The following is a 15,805-nucleotide window of genomic DNA, read 5'->3' as shown; positions in this document are numbered from 1 at the left end:
GTTCCGGCACCATCAAGAAAACTCCATCCTGAAATTGCACGCACATAAGTTTAGCCGGGAACAAAAACCCGGCTACCGTGTTTATTGTCCATTCGTAACTCGCGGTGAGTTGAAGGACAGAAAACATGCTCAGTACGATACTTCTTATTATCCTTATTCTGCTTTTGATCGGCGCTCTGCCGAATTGGGGTTACAGCCGCGCTTGGGGCTATGGACCTTCTGGCGGTTTGGGGCTAGTTCTCGTCATTATCATTATCCTTGTCCTGATGGGCCGCATCTAAAGGCCATGTAACTGGGGAGTTGTAAGTCATGATGAAGAAGGTTGTTCTCGTTGCAGCACTCGTGGGTGCGCTTGCATCGTGCACGGCAACTGAGCAGGGCACCGCAATCGGCGCTGGCTCTGGCGCCCTTATTGGCGGTGCGGTTTCCAACAGCTGGGGCGGCGCAGCCGTCGGCGCCGTTGCAGGCGGCCTGGTTGGCGCTGCAGTCGGTAACTCGGTCGATCAGCGCAATGGCCGCTATTCGGGCCAGCGCGTCTATCGTGACCGCTACGGTTGCTACGTTGCCTACTCGAACGGCTCAACGCGCCGCGTTCGCTGCTAACAATAGACTGATCTTTTGAAAACGGGCGCCTTGGCGCCCGTTTTTGTTTCAACCGTTTGCGCTAGATCCCGGTGAGTGAACTCCCGGAACCTCGGCGCTTCTAGACGAAAAACTGTCCGCCATTCGCCGTGAGCGTCGAGCCGGTGATGAACCCAGCGTCATCCGAGGCCAGGAACACCACACAGCGCGCGATCTCTTCAGGTTCGCCAAGACGGCCAACCGGGATCTGCGGAATGATCCGCTCGTTCAGCACCTTTTCAGGAACCGCCAGAACCATCTCCGTGCCGATATAACCGGGGCAGACGGCGTTGACCGTGATGTTCTTCGCAGCACCCTCCTGCGCCAGCGCCTTGGTGAAGCCGAGATCGCCGGCCTTGGCGGCGGAATAGTTGACCTGCCCCATCTGGCCTTTCTGGCCATTGATCGACGAGATATTGACGATACGGCCGAAGCTGCGGTCACGCATGCCGCCCCAGACCTGATGGGTCATGTTAAAGAGGCCGGTGAGGTTGGTGTTGACGACCTCATGCCACTGCTGCGGGGTCATCTTGTGAAACATCGCGTCGCGGGTGATACCGGCGTTATTGATCAGCACGTCGATGGGGCCGAGCTCGGCCTCCACCTTGGCGATGCCCTCGCCGCAAGCAGCATAGTCGGAAACATCCCACTTGAAGACCGGGACACCGGTGAGGTCATGAAAGGCCTTGGCCTTCTCGTCGTTGCCGGCGTAGTTCGCCGCCACCTTGTAACCGGCGTTCTTGAGCGCCACCGAAATTGCTGCACCGATGCCACGTGTGCCACCGGTGACCAAAGCCACTCTGCTCATGTTTCGCTCCCCTATTATCACTTTCGATCAATGCCATTAAGGCATGGATCGCATGCTATTTAAAGTGCTTCCAGGCACATCGCGACGCCCATGCCGCCGCCGATGCAGAGTGTTGCCAATCCCTTCTTCGCGCCGCGGCGCTTCATTTCGAAAACCAGCGTGTTCAGAACGCGGGCACCGGACGCACCGATCGGATGGCCGATGGCAATTGCGCCACCATTGACGTTGACGATCGCCGGATCCCAGCCGAGATCACGGTTGACGGCACAGGCCTGTGCCGCGAAGGCCTCGTTGGCCTCCACCAGATCGAGATCGCCGACCGACCAGCCTGCTTTCTCGAGCGCCTTGCGCGATGCCGGGATCGGGCCTGTGCCCATGACCTGCGGGTCGACACCCGCGGTTGCCCAGGAAACGATGCGCACGAGCGGTTGGATACCGCGGCGCGAAGCTTCAGCTTCAGTCATCAGAACCGCTGCAGCAGCGCCGTCGTTGAGACCAGATGCATTGGCGGCAGTTACCGTCCCGTCCTTGTCGAAAGCCGGGCGAAGCTTGGTCATCGCTTCGATCGTTGCGCCGTGGCGGATATACTCGTCGGCATCAACGGTCACGTCACCCTTGCGGCCCTGGATGACGAAAGGAACAATCTCATCCTTGAAGCGGCCGGCCTTCTGCGCGGCCTCCGCCTTGTTCTGCGAGGAAACAGCGAACTGGTCCTGCTCGTCGCGCGAAAGCTGCCACTGGCGGGCGATGTTTTCCGCCGTGATCCCCATGTGATAACCGTAGAAGGCGTCTGTAAGGCCGTCCTTGATCATCGTATCGATCATCTTCATGTCGCCCATCTTGGTGCCACCGCGAAGATGCGCAGCGTGCGGCGCCATCGACATCGATTCCTGGCCGCCGGCGACAATGATCTTTGCATCCCCGGTTGCGATCTGCTGCATGCCGAGCGCAACAGCGCGCAATCCGGAACCGCACAGCTGATTGACACTCCAGGCCGTTGCTTCCTTGGGAACACCCGCCTTCATCGCTGCCTGACGCGCCGGGTTCTGACCCTCACCAGCCTGCAGGACCTGGCCGAGAATGACCTCGTCCACCTCTGCGGCATCGACGCCGGCGCGCTCCAGCGCACCCTTGATGGCCGTTGCTCCGAGTTCGTGTGCAGGGACTGTGGCAAAGGCGCCATTGAAAGAGCCGACCGCTGTGCGGGCTGCGCTGGCGATGACGATGGACGTGTTGCTCATGGAAAGCCTCCTCGCGTTTCAGCACTTTATATAGGTCGAAACTGGCAAAGCTTTTAGCCCGAGTCAAACGCCAAGACCGTCATATGGCAATTTTAGCCCGTACTTACGAAGACGCGAAATATGACGGGAATAAAAGGGGTTGCCGCATCGCACAAAGAGATTGTCACCGGCGTTCTTTTGCGTCTACATTCGATATTGGAGGAATTTCCACATCATCAGACGGGGTTCAGGAGACTGATATGGCGAAGAATGAGGGTCAGATAGTCATCAAGAAATACGCCAATCGCCGACTCTATAACACAGGCACCAGCACCTACGTGACGCTGGAAGACCTGGCGGAGATGGTGAAGAAGGGCGAGGACTTTACGGTCCAGGATGCCAAGTCCGGCGATGACATCACCCACTCGGTATTGACCCAGATTATTTTCGAGCAGGAATCGAAGACCGGCAACACGCTGCTGCCGATTTCCTTCCTTCGCCAGCTGATCACCTATTATGGCGATCAGATGCAGATGGTCGTTCCGAGCTTTCTCGAACACTCCATGAAGGCCTTCACCGAGCAGCAATCGCAGATGCGCGAGCAGGTGACCCGCGCCTTCGGCGAAACGCCGATCGGCAAGAACCTGCAACTTCCGATGCAGATGGTCGAGGAGCAGGTGCGCCGCAACACCGAGATGTTCCAGCAGGCGATGCAGATGTTTTCGCCCTTCATGACCCCTCCTGCCAAGGAGACCAAGAAGGCTGAAGCCAAGGACATCGACGAGCTGAAGGAACAGCTGAGGGCGCTTCAGAACAAGCTGGACAATCTCTGATCTCCGGGCGTTTCGAGGAAACGCTCTAAAGCCCGATCGAGACGTCTCGCCCCGCCGTCCGGATCGAGACGGCAAAACCACCGATCACATCGATCAGCGCAATCGTCATCAAGATGAAGAACACCTGGGTCGCCGCATCCTGGACGAGCAGAAACTCGACCAGGAAAGCGATGAAGACGAGCATCGACAGCATGTGATTGATCAGGCTGCCGGAGCCGTTACGCGTCGCCTTCAATATCTCGAAGAATAGCACCACAAGCGCGATGACGATGAAGAGATCGCCGAGCGACATGCTCCAGATCGCGCCTGAGATCATCGACAAAACGATGATGTCGTGCTGAAGCGCCGGAATACCGCCGCTCCCCATCAGGCCGAGCATTGCCATGTTGTAAAGAATAAATGGAATGATCATCAGCGGCATTGCACCAAGCATCTCGGTCTGTTCTCCCTCTATTCAGGGAATACTGCCGTAGATCGCCGTCTCACTTCAAGACAATTGCGAATATCGTGGTGCGCAAACGCAAAAAGACCGGCTGAAAAGCCGGCCTTTCAATCTGGAAAACCAGAAACAGGAACAGGAAAGCTTATGCGCTTTCCTTCGGCGTCAGAACCTGACGACCGCGATACATACCGGTCTTCAGATCGATATGGTGCGGACGGCGCAGCTCGCCGGAGTTCTTGTCTTCAACATAGGTCGAAGCCTTCAGTGCGTCTGCAGAACGGCGCATACCGCGCTTGGACGGGCTCGTTTTTCTCTTCGGTACAGCCATTTCTCGTACTCCACTTCACGGGCAACACATTTCCGGCCAGACTGGCGGCCGAAACGACATGTCGCGATTTCGGAAATTTTGCGCGCTTATACATGCGATAAACGGCCTTGACCAGTCCCTAAACAGATTTTTTGAGAATCCTTTGATTCCCGTTCAAACCTCATCGTGCGGCACGATCCACGGTTCGGCGCGCGCAGCCTCTTCCCACTTCCGCCAGGCGGGATGCGCCTTGACGGCCGCCATATAGCTCAGCGTATCGCCGGATGTCACGAGGTCATAGACATCGAAGCGATTGACGACAGGTGCAAACATCGCATCGGCAGCCGAAAAGCTGCCGAACAGGAACGGTCCACCGGACTGCTCCCGCAACTCCCGAAAGATCGTCTCGATACGCAGGACGTCGGCCATCACGCCATCGACAAGCGCAATCTTGCCTTTCGGACGGCGAATGTTCATCGGGCAGGCATTCCGAATGGCCCGGAACCCGGAGAGCATCTCCATCGAAACGGAGCGGGCGGCGGCCCGCTTCGCACGATCCTTCGGCCATAGCCCGGCTTCGGGATAGAGTTCGGCAACATACTCGATGATCGAAAGCGATTCCAGACGCGGACGTCACCATGATGCAGCGCCGGAACACGACCAGTTGGCGAAAATTCCTTGAAGCGCGGGTTGCCTGCCTCGAAGTCGAAGGGAGTGAGAACTTCCTCGAAGGGAATGCCCGCTGCCTCCATGGCGATCCACGGCCGGAAGGACCAGGAGGAATAGTTCTTGTTGCCGATATAGAGCGTGAGCTTGTCCATGAGCCGATCCATGCGCTGTTTCAGCTCTATCTACCGGCCGCCGCCCCTGCTCACCAATGAATTATTCGCAGCTCAATCATAAATGCATCTGATGTAATCGCCGGCACCCTGGGCGCGGCGCTCGATCACCGCCGCAAGCCGCCTCAGGCCGCGGCCGGGCTTGCCGGCATTGCGGTCGATCGGGTTGGGCAGCGAGACGGCCAGCAGCGCCGCCTGGCGGCGTGACAGCTTGGACGCCGGAACTTTGAAATGATAGCGCGCCGCCGCCTCGATGCCGTAGATACCCGGCCCCCATTCGGCGATATTCAGATAGATTTCCATCAACCGCCGCTTGGTCCAGACAAAATCGGAGGCGACGGCCAGGGGCAGCTCAAGACCTTTGCGCACAAAGGAGCGGCTGTTCCAGAGAAACAGGTTCTTTGCCGTCTGCATCGGGATCGTGCTGCCGCCGCGCGTCGAGGCGCCATCCAGCGTATCCTCGATCAGCATTCGCATCTCACCCCAATCGACACCGCCGTGGAAGCAATACTGCCCGTCCTCGGACATCATCACCGACTGCACCAGCGCCGGTGAGATATCGTCCAGCGATACCCATTGGCGATCGTAGCCGCGCAAAAGCACAAGATCGCGCAGCATCAGCGTCGAGACCGGATGAATGAAGGGAATGAGATAGAGGATGATCAGCGCATAAGGCAGGACGCATAGAGCCAGGATGCCAAGCACGATGCGGGCAGGCAGCGAGCGGCCGCGCAGCCATGCATACATCCGCCGATGAGCCGGCATGGCGATGCTTTCCTCTCTCTCCGGCGTTATATCCAACGTCTAGCCCAGACCTGTTCCCTGCGTCCTCCATACCGTCTGAGAAAGGCCAAGGCCAGAGCACAACGGAAATCTTGATCTCTCCATCTACAATTCCGTTGCGCCGCGGGCTTTGCTCATGCCAAACAGCGGCCATGAACGCCAGTCCAGACCCATTTTCCGAACGGTTGAAAAGCAACGCCAGAGAGATCGAAACGCTGCTGGAAGCGCTGCTTTCGAAAGACGTCTTGTCCGACGAGATCGCCCGGCCGGAGAGCCTGCGCGCCGCCATGCATTACGCCGTGCTGAACGGCGGCAAGCGGCTGCGTCCGTTCCTGGTTATCGAAAGCGCTCTCCTGCTCGGTGGCGACAGACAGACTGCGCTGCGGGTCGGCGCAGCACTTGAATGCGTTCATTGCTATTCGCTTGTTCACGACGATCTCCCGGCCATGGACGACGACGATCTGCGCCGGGGCAAGCCGACGGTGCACATCGCCTTCGACGAAGCGACCGCCATTCTGGCCGGCGACAGCCTCCTGACCTACGCTTTCGACATCATCGCAGCGCCCGAGACCGCGCTTTCCGACGCCTGCAAGACCGCACTGATCCTGGCGCTCGCCCGCGGCTCTGGCCTCGGCGGCATGGCCGGCGGCCAGGCACTTGATCTGGCAGCGGAAAAGCAGGCGCCCTCCGCCGATGGCATCATTACATTGCAGGCTATGAAAACCGGCGCCCTGATCCGCTTCGCCTGCGAGGCCGGCGCGATCGTCGCTGGCGCCGCAGACAACGAGCGCAAGCGCCTCCGGGCTTTTGGTGAAAAGATCGGCCTCGCCTTCCAGCTCGCCGACGATCTGCTGGACATCACCTCGGACGCCGAGACCATGGGCAAGGCAACTGGCAAGGATGCCGGCCGCGGCAAGGGCACACTCGTTGCCCTCAACGGTATCGAATGGGCAGAAACGGAATTGCGCCGCCACGTCCAGGACGCGACGGCGCTGCTCGAGCCCTACGGCGACACAGCAGCGACGCTTGCCGCCACCGCGCGCTTCGTTGCCAACCGCAAGAGCTGATTGAGAGCGCCGGGCAGTCCGGCGCCGATATCTACGCGTTTGCCAGGCGCCCTACCTCAGCCGATACCGGCCGCCGCAGGATGGCAACAACCATCAACCCGCCGATGACGCTGATATGCTCGATAGCAAAGAGCATCTCGAAGAAGGCGGCCTCACCGGTCATCGTCCAGAAGGCATGCGCGACCGGGATCGTCAGTGCCGTGAAGACGCCGAGCGCCCCGGCTCCCAGCCAGACATTCCAGCCCGAAATCACCAGCGCCGAACCGCCGAGCTGAACCATGATGACCAGGGCAGCCATCGGCGCTGCCGGCAGCACGCCATATTTTTCCATCTCGGCGACGGCACCGGCAAAGTCGAAGAGCTTCGCAAGGCCGCTGGACCAGAAGACGAATGTCACCAGCACACGGGCGAGTATGCCGAGGACAGGCGACGACAGGAGCTTGTCGATCAACATATCCGCTCCTTCCTCAGGCTGCCGGTGCGAGCGGGATATCGATGCCGAAGCGGGCGGCCGTCTCGACAATCTTCGGAATGTTGGGCGGCAGCATTTGCGGAAACTGCGTCGTTCCCGGCGGCAACGGCTCGCCGACAGCCACGAAGAATTCTTCGTGCAGATCACCGGGAAAGTTGATCAGCAGCAGCTTCGACGGCTTGTCGTCAATGTTGCGGAAGGCATGCATGGTTCCCGGCGAGACATGCACGAACTCACCCGGTCCGCAGATCTTCGTCTCATTGCCGACCATGATCTCATAGCTGCCCTCGAGAATGAGAAACGCTTCCTGATCGGTCTGCGTGTGTGGCGGCGGGCCGGCATTCGGCGCGGTAAGAACTTCGATCACGGTGAAGCTGCCTTTCGTATCGGCATACCGTGCGCGAAAGGTCAGGATATTGCCGATGAAGTGAACGGTCATCGGCGTATCCGCCGATTGGTCTGGTTTTGTCGGAATGGAATTCATTGACTTGTGCCCCCAGGCGTTTGTGATACACTCAACTCTTAATGAGATACTAGTCTCATAATGAGGTAAAAATGGACAGTCAAGAAAAAAGATTCGAGCGTGTGAACCAGAAGCGCCGTACGCGCAGCGAACTGCTGCGCGCCGCACGGCAGATCGTCGAGCGAGGGGGACACCCGTCCGTTGCCGATGTTGCTGATCTGGCGGGAATTTCTCGCGCCACCGCCTATCGCTACTTCTCGACGCCCGACGAGATCATCCGCGAAGCGGTGCTTGATGGTGTCGCTGATGTCATCAGCATCGAACCGGCCACCCAAGGCGCTGGCGTAAATGAAGCCGAAGCGCGAACGGACAAGCTGGTCTCCGATATCTTCCGGATGATCCTCGGAAATGAGAGTGTCTTCCGGGCCCTGCTCGGCAATTCCGTCACCGGCCAATCGCAGGTCCGCCGCGGCGGACGGCGCATCCCGTGGCTGAAGGAGGCACTATCGCCGCTTCAGGCACGCATTTCCTCGAAGCAGTTCGACAAGCTCATCCATGCCCTGTCGCTGGTCACCGGCATCGAATCCGTCGTGGTGATGCGGGATATCTGCGAGCTCGAGCAGGATGAGGCCGAGAAAACCCTGCGCTGGACGGCGAAGGCCATCCTGAAAGCGGCTCTGAATGAAAGTGATCTCAAGACGGCGTGACAGCAGACGAAAACTCTGACAGGTTCACGCTTTCCCGCCGAAGAGCAGCCCCATGCACGACACGCTATCCTATCTCCCGTCCATCATGCCCGCCTATATCGCTTACGTGATAGCGGTCATCAGCCCCGGCCCCGCCATCCTGGCGATCGTCGCGACCTCGATGACGCAGGGGCGCAAGGCGGGGATGACGATCGGCGTGGGGATTTTCGGCGGCTCGTTCACCTGGGCCTGCGCGGCAGCCCTCGGGCTGGCGACGCTGCTGCATACTTACGCGATCGCGCTGGAGATTTTGAAGGTCTTCGGCGGGCTTTATCTGCTCTACCTCGCCTACAGGGCCTTCAAGGCGATGCGTGCTGGAAATGACCTTCAGCAAGCGCAGGAAGTGAAGCCGCTATCGGCGCGGGCGCTTCTGTTCAAGGGTTACGGTATCCACGTCACCAATCCGAAGGCGATCTTTGCCTGGCTCGCCATCATCGCGCTCGGCATGCCGCAGGGCGCACCGGGTTCGGTCGCGGTCCTCATCGTCGCCATCTGCCTGACGACAGGCTTTGCAATCTTCATGGGATATGCGGTGCTGTTTTCGACCCCGCATGCGCTGAAGGTCTACCAGAGCCTGCGCCGCTGGATTGAAGGCGCAATGTCCGCCTTCTATTGCTTCGCCGGGCTGAAGCTCCTCACCAGCCGCATCTAGCGGCTGGCTTCTTACTCGGCCGCGGTCTTCTGGCCGAAACGCTTCTCGATATAGTCGGCAACCAGCGCCTCGAAATCGCCCGCGATATTCGGGCCGCGCAATGTCAGCGCTTTCTCACCGTCAATGAAGACGGGTGCGGCAGGCGTCTCGCCGGTGCCCGGAAGAGAAATGCCGATATCGGCGTGCTTGCTCTCGCCGGGGCCGTTGACGATACAGCCCATGACAGCAACGTTCAGCGCCTCGACACCCGGATATTTCTCACGCCAGACCGGCATGTTCTTGCGGATGTCGTTCTGAATGTTCTGCGCCAGTTCCTGGAAAACCGTCGATGTCGTGCGGCCACAGCCGGGGCAGGCGGCAACCACGGGAATGAACTGCCGGAAGCCCATGACCTGCAAGAGTTCCTGCGCCACCTGCACTTCGCGCGTCCGGTCGCCGTTCGGCTCCGGCGTCAGTGATACACGGATCGTATCGCCGATACCGTGCTGCAGCACATAGCCCATGGCCGCCGAGGAGGCGACGATACCCTTCGAGCCCATGCCGGCTTCCGTGAGGCCTAGATGCAGGGCATGGTCGGAGCGCTCCGACAGCATCGAATAAACGGCAATCAGATCCTGCACCTGGCTGACCTTGGCGGACAGGATGATGCGGTTGCGCGGCAGGCCGATCTCTTCGGCGAGATTGGCCGAGATCAGCGCCGACTGGACGATGGCCTCGCGGGTCACCTGGCGTGCTGAAAGCGGTGAGCCCGCCTCGGCATTCTGGTCCATCAGCGCCGTCAGCAGATCCTGATCGAGCGAACCCCAGTTGACGCCGATGCGCACCGGCTTGTCGTAGCGGATCGCCATCTCGATGATCTCGGCGAACTGCTTGTCCTTCTTGTCCTTGAAGCCGACATTGCCGGGGTTGATGCGGTATTTCGCGAGAGCCTCGGCACAGGCGGGATGATCGGCAAGCAGCTTGTGGCCGATATAATGAAAGTCGCCGATCAGCGGCACGTCCATACCAAGACGCAGCAGGCGCTCGCGGATCTTCGGCACGGCAGCGGCACTTTCGTCGCGGTCGACAGTGATGCGGACCATCTCCGAACCGGCCTTGAACAGCGCGGCGACCTGCGCCACCGTCGCGTCGATATCGGCCGTATCGGTATTGGTCATCGACTGCACGACAACAGGCGCGCCGCCTCCGACAATCACTCCGCCGACATCGACGGCAACGGAAGAGCGGCGCGGTTTCGGATCAAAATCCGTGGCTGAAGACATGAATAGAGCTCTTGGACCCTTTGAAAATCGTGCCTTTCAGGTGGATCATGCCTGCCTGCTTGTCAACCGCCCTGCGCTTCACTTTTGTTGGCGGCCTAATGGCCGCCACCCGAGGCGCCGTCGGCATAGCGCGCCAATCTCGAGAAGATCAGAACGACAACCAGAAGGGCCGGCAGCGCCATGAACACCGTCGAGAAGCCGATATGCTCGGCGACGAAACCGATTGCCGAAGGCGCAACCAGCATCCCTGAATAGCCCATGGTCGTCACCACCGAGATGCCGATTCCGGGTCTCAGGCCTGGCACGTTGCCGGCCGCCGAAAAGGCGATCGGCACCATGTTGGAAATGCCGATACCGCAGAAGGCGAAGCCGACGATCGCAAGCTCCGCAGTCGGGGCAAGGGCGGCAATTAGCATGCCGACGATCGCAAACAGCGTGCAGACACGCAGCGTCATCACGCCGCCGAACCTGTCGCGCACCATATCGCCGGCAAAGCGCATGATCGCCATGGTCAGCGAGAAGGCAGCGAAACCGAAGCCCGACAGAGCGACGGATGCTCCCATTTCCTGGCGCAGATACAGTGCGCCCCAATCCAGCACCGCGCCTTCCGGCACCATGGAGAACAGCGCCATCAAGCCGAGAAGCCATGGCAGCGGCACCATCGGCAGGCGGGTCTTTTCCTTCTTCTCGTCCGGATGCGGCGGGTCCGAAAGCATCATCGGCCATGCAACGGCAAGAAAGGCGGCGGCAAGCACCGTCGCAAGCCCGGCGTGACCGAGCACGCCGATCTTGGAAATCAGCAATCCGCCGAGCCCGGAACCGATCAACCCGCCAAGACTCCAGAAAGCGTGGCAGGACGACATGATCGCCCGGCGCATCGACTTCTCGACAACTACCGCATTGGCATTCATGGCAACGTCCATGGCGCCGACGAAGCCGCCGAAGAGGAAGAGCGCAATGCTGCCGGTGATGACATTCGGCGCAACGGTCAGCGCCAGAAGGATCGGCAGCAGGCAGATGGCCGTCGCCAGCGAGACGACGCGCGAGCCATGCTTTGCGATCTTCGCACCGGCAATCGGCATCATCGTCAGGGAGCCAACGCCGAAGACCAGGATCATCAGACCGAGCTCGAATTTGCTGATGCCGAGCCTTTCGGCAAATTCCGGAATTTTCGGTGCCCAGCAGCCGACCAGAAAGCCGTTCATCAGAAACAGCAGCGAAACCGCGACCCGGCTCTTCGGCATGAATCCGCGCTGCACGCCCGGCATCGCATGTAGTTGATTATCCATTGTCCCGTCTCATTCATCACCGCCTGCCTCTTTGGCAGGTCATTTCAATTCAATTCGCCGCCGCGGCCTGCACCGTGCGGCACCCCCGCTCGCGATAGGCCGCGAGCAATGTTTCATCGGCGTCATGCTCGACCACGAGGCATTCGCAATGCGCCACCGGCAGCACGCTATGGGGTGCTGCCGTGCCGAATTTCTCCGATGTCGCGGCAACCAGAACCTGGCGGCTCTTGGAGGCTGCGAACCGCTTGAACTCGGCGTCCTCGAAGCCGAAGGTCGTGACTCCGGCTTCCAGATCGACGCCGCAAGCACCGAGCACGCACAGATCCGGAGACAATTGCTCCATGTCGCGCAGCGCCTTGGCACCGAGCGCGCCGCCGACCTGCCGGTCGATCAGCCCGCCGATAAGGATGACGTTGATACCCGTCTTGTCGAGCAGCGCTGCGGCAATGGCCGGCGCATTGGTGGCTGCCGTCAGCAGCATCTCCTGAGGAAGGGCGTTGGCGATCGCGAGATTGGTGCTGCCAGCGTCAAAGAAAACGGTCGATCCCGCCTTGATCTGCGAGACTGCCGCTTGTGCCAGCGACTGCTTGCGCTCGAAGGCGACGCTCATCCGCTGCTTCAGACTGCCGCCCGCCGGCGAAATCGGCAAAGCGCCGCCATAGACGCGCTCGCAAAGTCCAGCCGCCGCCATCTCGCGAAGATCGCGGCGAACAGTATCTTCGGATACGCCAAATTCGGCGGCAAGCTCCGCTGCCAGCACGCGGCCATGCGTCTGCAGCTTCAGCGAGATGATGCCTTGCCGCTCCCGCAGCAACATTTCGTTCACATTCATCCTCGATCCCGACACGAACAGGCACAAACAAACACAAACGTGCATAAACATATAATCGCATGCATGCAATGGGGTCATCGGCACACGTTTATTGACGCCCTGAAACAAGCCGCGCTAAAAGTGCGGCAAATGAGAAAAATATTCGCAGTTGCCGATTTTCTTTGCAGTTTTCTACGCTTCGCACCGCCTTGTTTTCTGCGATCAATGCGGCATTGAATTTCCTCCTTTACGGAACAGAAAAATGAAAATCCTGAAGACCATCGCCACCGCAGCCCTGATCTCCGCCGCAGCCTTTGCTGCTCATGCTGGCGAAAACCTCGCCGCCATCAAGTCCGCGGGCGTTCTCAAGATCGGCACGGAAGGCACCTACGCGCCCTTCACCTATCACGATGACAGCAACAAGCTCGTTGGCTTCGACGTCGAGATCGGCGAAGCCGTCGCCGCCAAGCTCGGCGTCAAGGCCGAGTTCGTCGAAGGCAAGTGGGACGGCCTGATCGCCGGTATCGACGCGAAGCGTTACGACACCGTCATCAACCAGGTCGGCATCACCGATGCGCGCAAGCAGAAGTACGACTTCTCCGAGCCCTACATTGCCTCGAAGGCCGTTCTGATCGCCCGCACCGACGACGACAGCATCAAGTCCTTCGCCGATCTGAAGGGCAAGAAGGCCGCTCAGTCCCTGACCAGCAACTTCGGCAAGCTTGCCGAGCAGTCGGGCGCCGAGCTCGTCGGCACCGATGGTTTCGACCAGTCGATCCAGCTCGTGCTGACGAAGCGTGCAGACGCAACCGTCAACGACAGCCTCTCCTTCCTCGACTTCAAGAAGCACAAGCCTGATGCGCCGGTGAAGATCGTCGCCCAGCAGGAGAATGCCGATTATTCCGGTATCATCATCCGCAAGGGCGAGCCGGAACTGCTTGAAGCGATCAACAAGGCTCTCGTCGACATCAAGGCCGACGGGACCTACAAGAAGATCGCCGACAAGTATTTCGGTCAGGACGTTTCCAAGTAACTCCGTTGCGCCGGTTTTCCCGCGCATCGACTTAATCTATAGAGTGTAGAGCGTCCGGCGATTTCGCCGGACGTATCTTTTTCAGAGGGTCGTCCCGTGCCTCATTGGCTTCAACTGATGGCGGAATCGCTGCCTACCCTTTTGTGGGGCGGCATCAAGTTCACCATCCCGCTTACGCTGCTCTCATTCTCCTTCGGACTGATCCTCGGATTGGCAACGGCCGTCGCCCGGCTGTTCGGCCCGGCACCCTTTGCGGCAATTGCCCGCTTCTATGTCTGGATCATCAGAGGCACGCCGCTGCTCGTCCAGCTTTTCGTCATCTTCTACGGCCTGCCCAGCATCGGCATCCTGCTCGACGCCTTCCCGGCTGCCCTGATCGGCTTCACGCTCAATATCGGCGCCTACAGCTCCGAGATCATCCGTGCCGTCATCTCATCGGTGCCAAAGGGTCAGTGGGAAGCCGCATATTCCATCGGCATGAACTGGCGCCAGGCGATGACCCGCACTGTCCTCCCACAGGCAGCCCGTGTCGCGGTGCCGCCGCTCTCGAATACGTTCATTTCGCTGGTCAAGGACACCTCGCTTGCCGCCGCCATCACCGTGCCGGAACTCTTCCAGGCCGCGCAGCGCATCGTGGCGACGACCTATGAGCCGCTGATCCTCTATATCGAAGCCGCTCTCATCTACCTCGTCCTCAGCTCCGTCCTTTCGACGCTGCAGGTGCGGCTGGAGCGCCGTTTTGCCCGCTATGGCGGCATGCTGGAGGCAAACGCATGATCGAGCTCTCCAATATCGAAAAACGCTTCGGCGACGCCGTCATCCTGAAGGATATCAGCATCCGCATTCCCGAAGGCAGCGTCACCGCGCTCGTCGGCCCCTCGGGTGGTGGCAAGAGCACGCTGCTGCGCTGCATCAACCTGCTGGAAATTCCAACGGCCGGTTCCGTCCGCATCGGCGAGGAGACGCTGGATTTCGCGCCCGGCAAGCGCACCGGCTGGCAATCGATCCAGAAGATCCGCCGCCAGACCGGTATGGTTTTCCAGAATTTCCAGCTTTTCCCGCATCAGACCGCGATCGAAAACGTCATGGAAGGACTGGTCACCGTTCTCAGATGGCCGAAAGAAAAGGCCCGCGAGCGTGCCATGGAGCTGATGACCAAGGTCGGCATGGCCCACAAGGCGGATGCCTGGCCCTCGACGCTGTCAGGCGGCCAGCAGCAGCGCGTGGCAATTGCCCGCGCTCTCGCCCCGTCGCCACGCGTGCTGCTCTGCGACGAGCCGACCTCGGCACTCGACCCGGAACTCTCGGCCGAGGTGGTCGATGTTCTCGGTAAGCTTGCAAACGAGGGAACCACGATGGTGATGGCGACGCATGACCTGCGTCTCGCCTCGAAGATCGCCAACAATGTCGTCTTCCTGGAGGCGGGTAGCGTCGTCGAAACCGGCAGCGCCAAGGCAATCTTCACCGCACCCGAGCGCGAGCGCACCAAGCGCTTCATCTCGACAATCAACGCCGCCCATACCTACGATATCTAGGCACGGGCGGCGCAAGGTCCGGTCTTAGCCAGCGCGCGCAGCCTTCAGCGCCTTGCCCCACCAGATCAGCTGCTCGAGCTGGTTCTTGGCGGCCTCGGCAAGATGCGGATAGTCGTTCAGGCTCTTCCCATCCTTGGCGACGGAAAGATATTCCGGGAAGCTGATGTGGACGCCGGTCCTGACCGACGCGGCGCTCATTTCGACGAAGACCAGCCGCAGATGCTCGACCGCACGGGCACCGCCGACGCCGCCATAGCCGACGAAGGCAACCGGTTTCTGGATGAAATCGCCAAGATCGATGGCGTTTTTCAGCACTGCCGTCGGGGCATGATTGTACTCGGCGACCGTGAAGATGTAGCCGTCGAATTCACGCAGCTTCTTTTTCCAGCGCTCGGCCGTCTCGCTTTCGGCCTCGCTTGCAGATGCTTCACCGAAGAATGCCATCGGATAATCGAGAAGATCGAGCACCTCGACATCCAGCTCCGGACGCTCGGCGGCGATCGCGGAGATCCACTTCGCAGGATGATCGGCAAAACGCCCGATACGCGTGCTTCCAACGATAACGGCGATTTTGAGCTTGCTCATTGTGACCCTTTCCTGATCCGCAAATGATTGGAAAGGT

General features: G+C 60.0%; 20 protein-coding genes and 1 pseudogene. 9 read left to right on the top strand and 12 right to left on the bottom strand.

What is annotated here, in order from left to right:
- Positions 1-125: 125 nt before the first annotated feature.
- Positions 126-281, top strand: coding sequence for a DUF3309 family protein (locus AC1DIJ_RS08370; protein ID WP_112385898.1), 156 nt, complete (start codon positions 126-128; stop codon positions 279-281).
- 28 nt (positions 282-309) lie between these two features.
- Positions 310-603 (top strand): YMGG-like glycine zipper-containing protein, encoded by a 294-nt coding sequence (locus tag AC1DIJ_RS08365; protein ID WP_112385899.1) that lies wholly within the window; start codon positions 310-312, stop codon positions 601-603.
- A 100-nt stretch (positions 604-703) separates the two neighbouring features.
- On the opposite strand, the gene phbB is transcribed toward AC1DIJ_RS08365, so the two are convergent.
- Positions 704-1,429, bottom strand: coding sequence for a beta-ketoacyl-ACP reductase (phbB, locus tag AC1DIJ_RS08360; RefSeq protein ID WP_112385900.1), 726 nt, complete (start codon positions 1,427-1,429; stop codon positions 704-706).
- A gap of 59 nt (positions 1,430-1,488) precedes the next feature.
- Entirely contained in the window at positions 1,489-2,670 is a 1,182-nt protein-coding gene (locus AC1DIJ_RS08355; RefSeq protein WP_112444158.1) for an acetyl-CoA C-acetyltransferase, read from the bottom strand.
- 239 nt (positions 2,671-2,909) lie between these two features.
- Here AC1DIJ_RS08355 and phaR point away from each other — a divergent pair, with 239 nt between their 5' ends.
- The gene (gene phaR / locus AC1DIJ_RS08350; protein ID WP_112385902.1) at positions 2,910-3,482 is read left to right on the top strand and encodes a polyhydroxyalkanoate synthesis repressor PhaR; all 573 of its coding nucleotides are present in this window, start codon (positions 2,910-2,912) and stop codon (positions 3,480-3,482) included.
- A 25-nt stretch (positions 3,483-3,507) separates the two neighbouring features.
- Here phaR and AC1DIJ_RS08345 read toward each other — a convergent pair whose 3' ends face one another.
- The 4 genes and pseudogenes from AC1DIJ_RS08345 to mtgA all read right to left on the bottom strand — a co-directional run bounded on the left by AC1DIJ_RS08345 (position 3,508) and on the right by mtgA (position 5,871).
- Complete coding sequence (locus AC1DIJ_RS08345; RefSeq protein WP_112385903.1) at positions 3,508-3,915, bottom strand: hypothetical protein; 408 nt, start codon at positions 3,913-3,915, stop codon at positions 3,508-3,510.
- Between the two features lie 151 nt (positions 3,916-4,066).
- Positions 4,067-4,252, bottom strand: coding sequence for a 50S ribosomal protein L32 (gene rpmF, locus AC1DIJ_RS08340; RefSeq protein ID WP_006724402.1), 186 nt, complete (start codon positions 4,250-4,252; stop codon positions 4,067-4,069).
- 153 nt (positions 4,253-4,405) lie between these two features.
- A pseudogene (locus AC1DIJ_RS08335) lies at positions 4,406-5,052 on the bottom strand (glutathione S-transferase family protein).
- Between the two features lie 72 nt (positions 5,053-5,124).
- Positions 5,125-5,871, bottom strand: a complete 747-nt coding sequence (mtgA, locus tag AC1DIJ_RS08330; RefSeq protein ID WP_310296477.1) for a monofunctional biosynthetic peptidoglycan transglycosylase — start codon at positions 5,869-5,871, stop codon at positions 5,125-5,127.
- A 134-nt stretch (positions 5,872-6,005) separates the two neighbouring features.
- Between mtgA and AC1DIJ_RS08325 the strand changes: the two genes are divergently transcribed.
- On the top strand, positions 6,006-6,920 hold the full coding sequence (locus AC1DIJ_RS08325; RefSeq protein ID WP_112385905.1) for a polyprenyl synthetase family protein: 915 nt from the start codon (positions 6,006-6,008) through the stop codon (positions 6,918-6,920).
- 31 nt (positions 6,921-6,951) lie between these two features.
- Here AC1DIJ_RS08325 and AC1DIJ_RS08320 read toward each other — a convergent pair whose 3' ends face one another.
- Together AC1DIJ_RS08320 and AC1DIJ_RS08315 are read right to left on the bottom strand one after the other, a co-directional pair.
- Positions 6,952-7,374 carry a DoxX family protein gene (locus AC1DIJ_RS08320; RefSeq protein WP_112385906.1) on the bottom strand — a complete coding sequence of 141 codons (423 nt, stop codon included), beginning with the start codon at positions 7,372-7,374 and terminating at the stop codon, positions 6,952-6,954.
- Between the two features lie 13 nt (positions 7,375-7,387).
- A complete protein-coding gene (locus AC1DIJ_RS08315; RefSeq protein ID WP_477831372.1) occupies positions 7,388-7,831 on the bottom strand; it encodes a cupin domain-containing protein in 444 nt (147 codons plus the stop codon).
- Positions 7,832-7,947: 116 nt separating this feature from the next.
- Between AC1DIJ_RS08315 and AC1DIJ_RS08310 the strand changes: the two genes are divergently transcribed.
- Positions 7,948-8,562, top strand: coding sequence for a TetR/AcrR family transcriptional regulator (locus AC1DIJ_RS08310; protein WP_112385908.1), 615 nt, complete (start codon positions 7,948-7,950; stop codon positions 8,560-8,562).
- 52 nt (positions 8,563-8,614) lie between these two features.
- Positions 8,615-9,253 carry a LysE family translocator gene (locus AC1DIJ_RS08305; protein WP_112385909.1) on the top strand — a complete coding sequence of 213 codons (639 nt, stop codon included), beginning with the start codon at positions 8,615-8,617 and terminating at the stop codon, positions 9,251-9,253.
- An 11-nt stretch (positions 9,254-9,264) separates the two neighbouring features.
- Here AC1DIJ_RS08305 and ispG read toward each other — a convergent pair whose 3' ends face one another.
- The 3 genes from ispG to AC1DIJ_RS08290 form a co-directional block, all read right to left on the bottom strand.
- The gene (gene ispG / locus AC1DIJ_RS08300) at positions 9,265-10,515 is read right to left on the bottom strand and encodes a flavodoxin-dependent (E)-4-hydroxy-3-methylbut-2-enyl-diphosphate synthase (protein ID WP_112385910.1); all 1,251 of its coding nucleotides are present in this window, start codon (positions 10,513-10,515) and stop codon (positions 9,265-9,267) included.
- 95 nt (positions 10,516-10,610) lie between these two features.
- Entirely contained in the window at positions 10,611-11,804 is a 1,194-nt protein-coding gene (locus AC1DIJ_RS08295; protein ID WP_112385911.1) for an MFS transporter, read from the bottom strand.
- A gap of 49 nt (positions 11,805-11,853) precedes the next feature.
- On the bottom strand, positions 11,854-12,636 hold the full coding sequence (locus AC1DIJ_RS08290; RefSeq protein WP_477831371.1) for a DeoR/GlpR family DNA-binding transcription regulator: 783 nt from the start codon (positions 12,634-12,636) through the stop codon (positions 11,854-11,856).
- A gap of 241 nt (positions 12,637-12,877) precedes the next feature.
- On the opposite strand from AC1DIJ_RS08290, the gene AC1DIJ_RS08285 reads away from it, so the two are divergent.
- The 3 genes from AC1DIJ_RS08285 to AC1DIJ_RS08275 all read left to right on the top strand — a co-directional run bounded on the left by AC1DIJ_RS08285 (position 12,878) and on the right by AC1DIJ_RS08275 (position 15,183).
- Positions 12,878-13,648: an amino acid ABC transporter substrate-binding protein gene (locus AC1DIJ_RS08285; RefSeq protein ID WP_112385912.1), complete on the top strand. Its 771-nt coding sequence runs from the start codon at positions 12,878-12,880 to the stop codon at positions 13,646-13,648.
- Positions 13,649-13,744: 96 nt separating this feature from the next.
- Positions 13,745-14,425 (top strand): amino acid ABC transporter permease, encoded by a 681-nt coding sequence (locus AC1DIJ_RS08280; protein WP_112385913.1) that lies wholly within the window; start codon positions 13,745-13,747, stop codon positions 14,423-14,425.
- The gene (locus AC1DIJ_RS08275) at positions 14,422-15,183 is read left to right on the top strand and encodes an amino acid ABC transporter ATP-binding protein (RefSeq protein WP_112385914.1); all 762 of its coding nucleotides are present in this window, start codon (positions 14,422-14,424) and stop codon (positions 15,181-15,183) included. Before AC1DIJ_RS08280 ends, AC1DIJ_RS08275 begins: the two co-directional genes overlap by 4 nt.
- A 24-nt stretch (positions 15,184-15,207) precedes the next feature.
- Here the strand turns inward: AC1DIJ_RS08275 and AC1DIJ_RS08270 are convergent, their stop codons facing one another.
- The gene (locus tag AC1DIJ_RS08270) at positions 15,208-15,768 is read right to left on the bottom strand and encodes an NADPH-dependent FMN reductase (RefSeq protein WP_112385915.1); all 561 of its coding nucleotides are present in this window, start codon (positions 15,766-15,768) and stop codon (positions 15,208-15,210) included.
- Between the last annotated feature and the right edge of the window lie 37 nt (positions 15,769-15,805).

The sequence above is a fragment of the Rhizobium sp. 10N427 genome, assembly GCF_056394605.1.
This window is presented reverse-complemented; position numbering and strand designations above follow the sequence as displayed.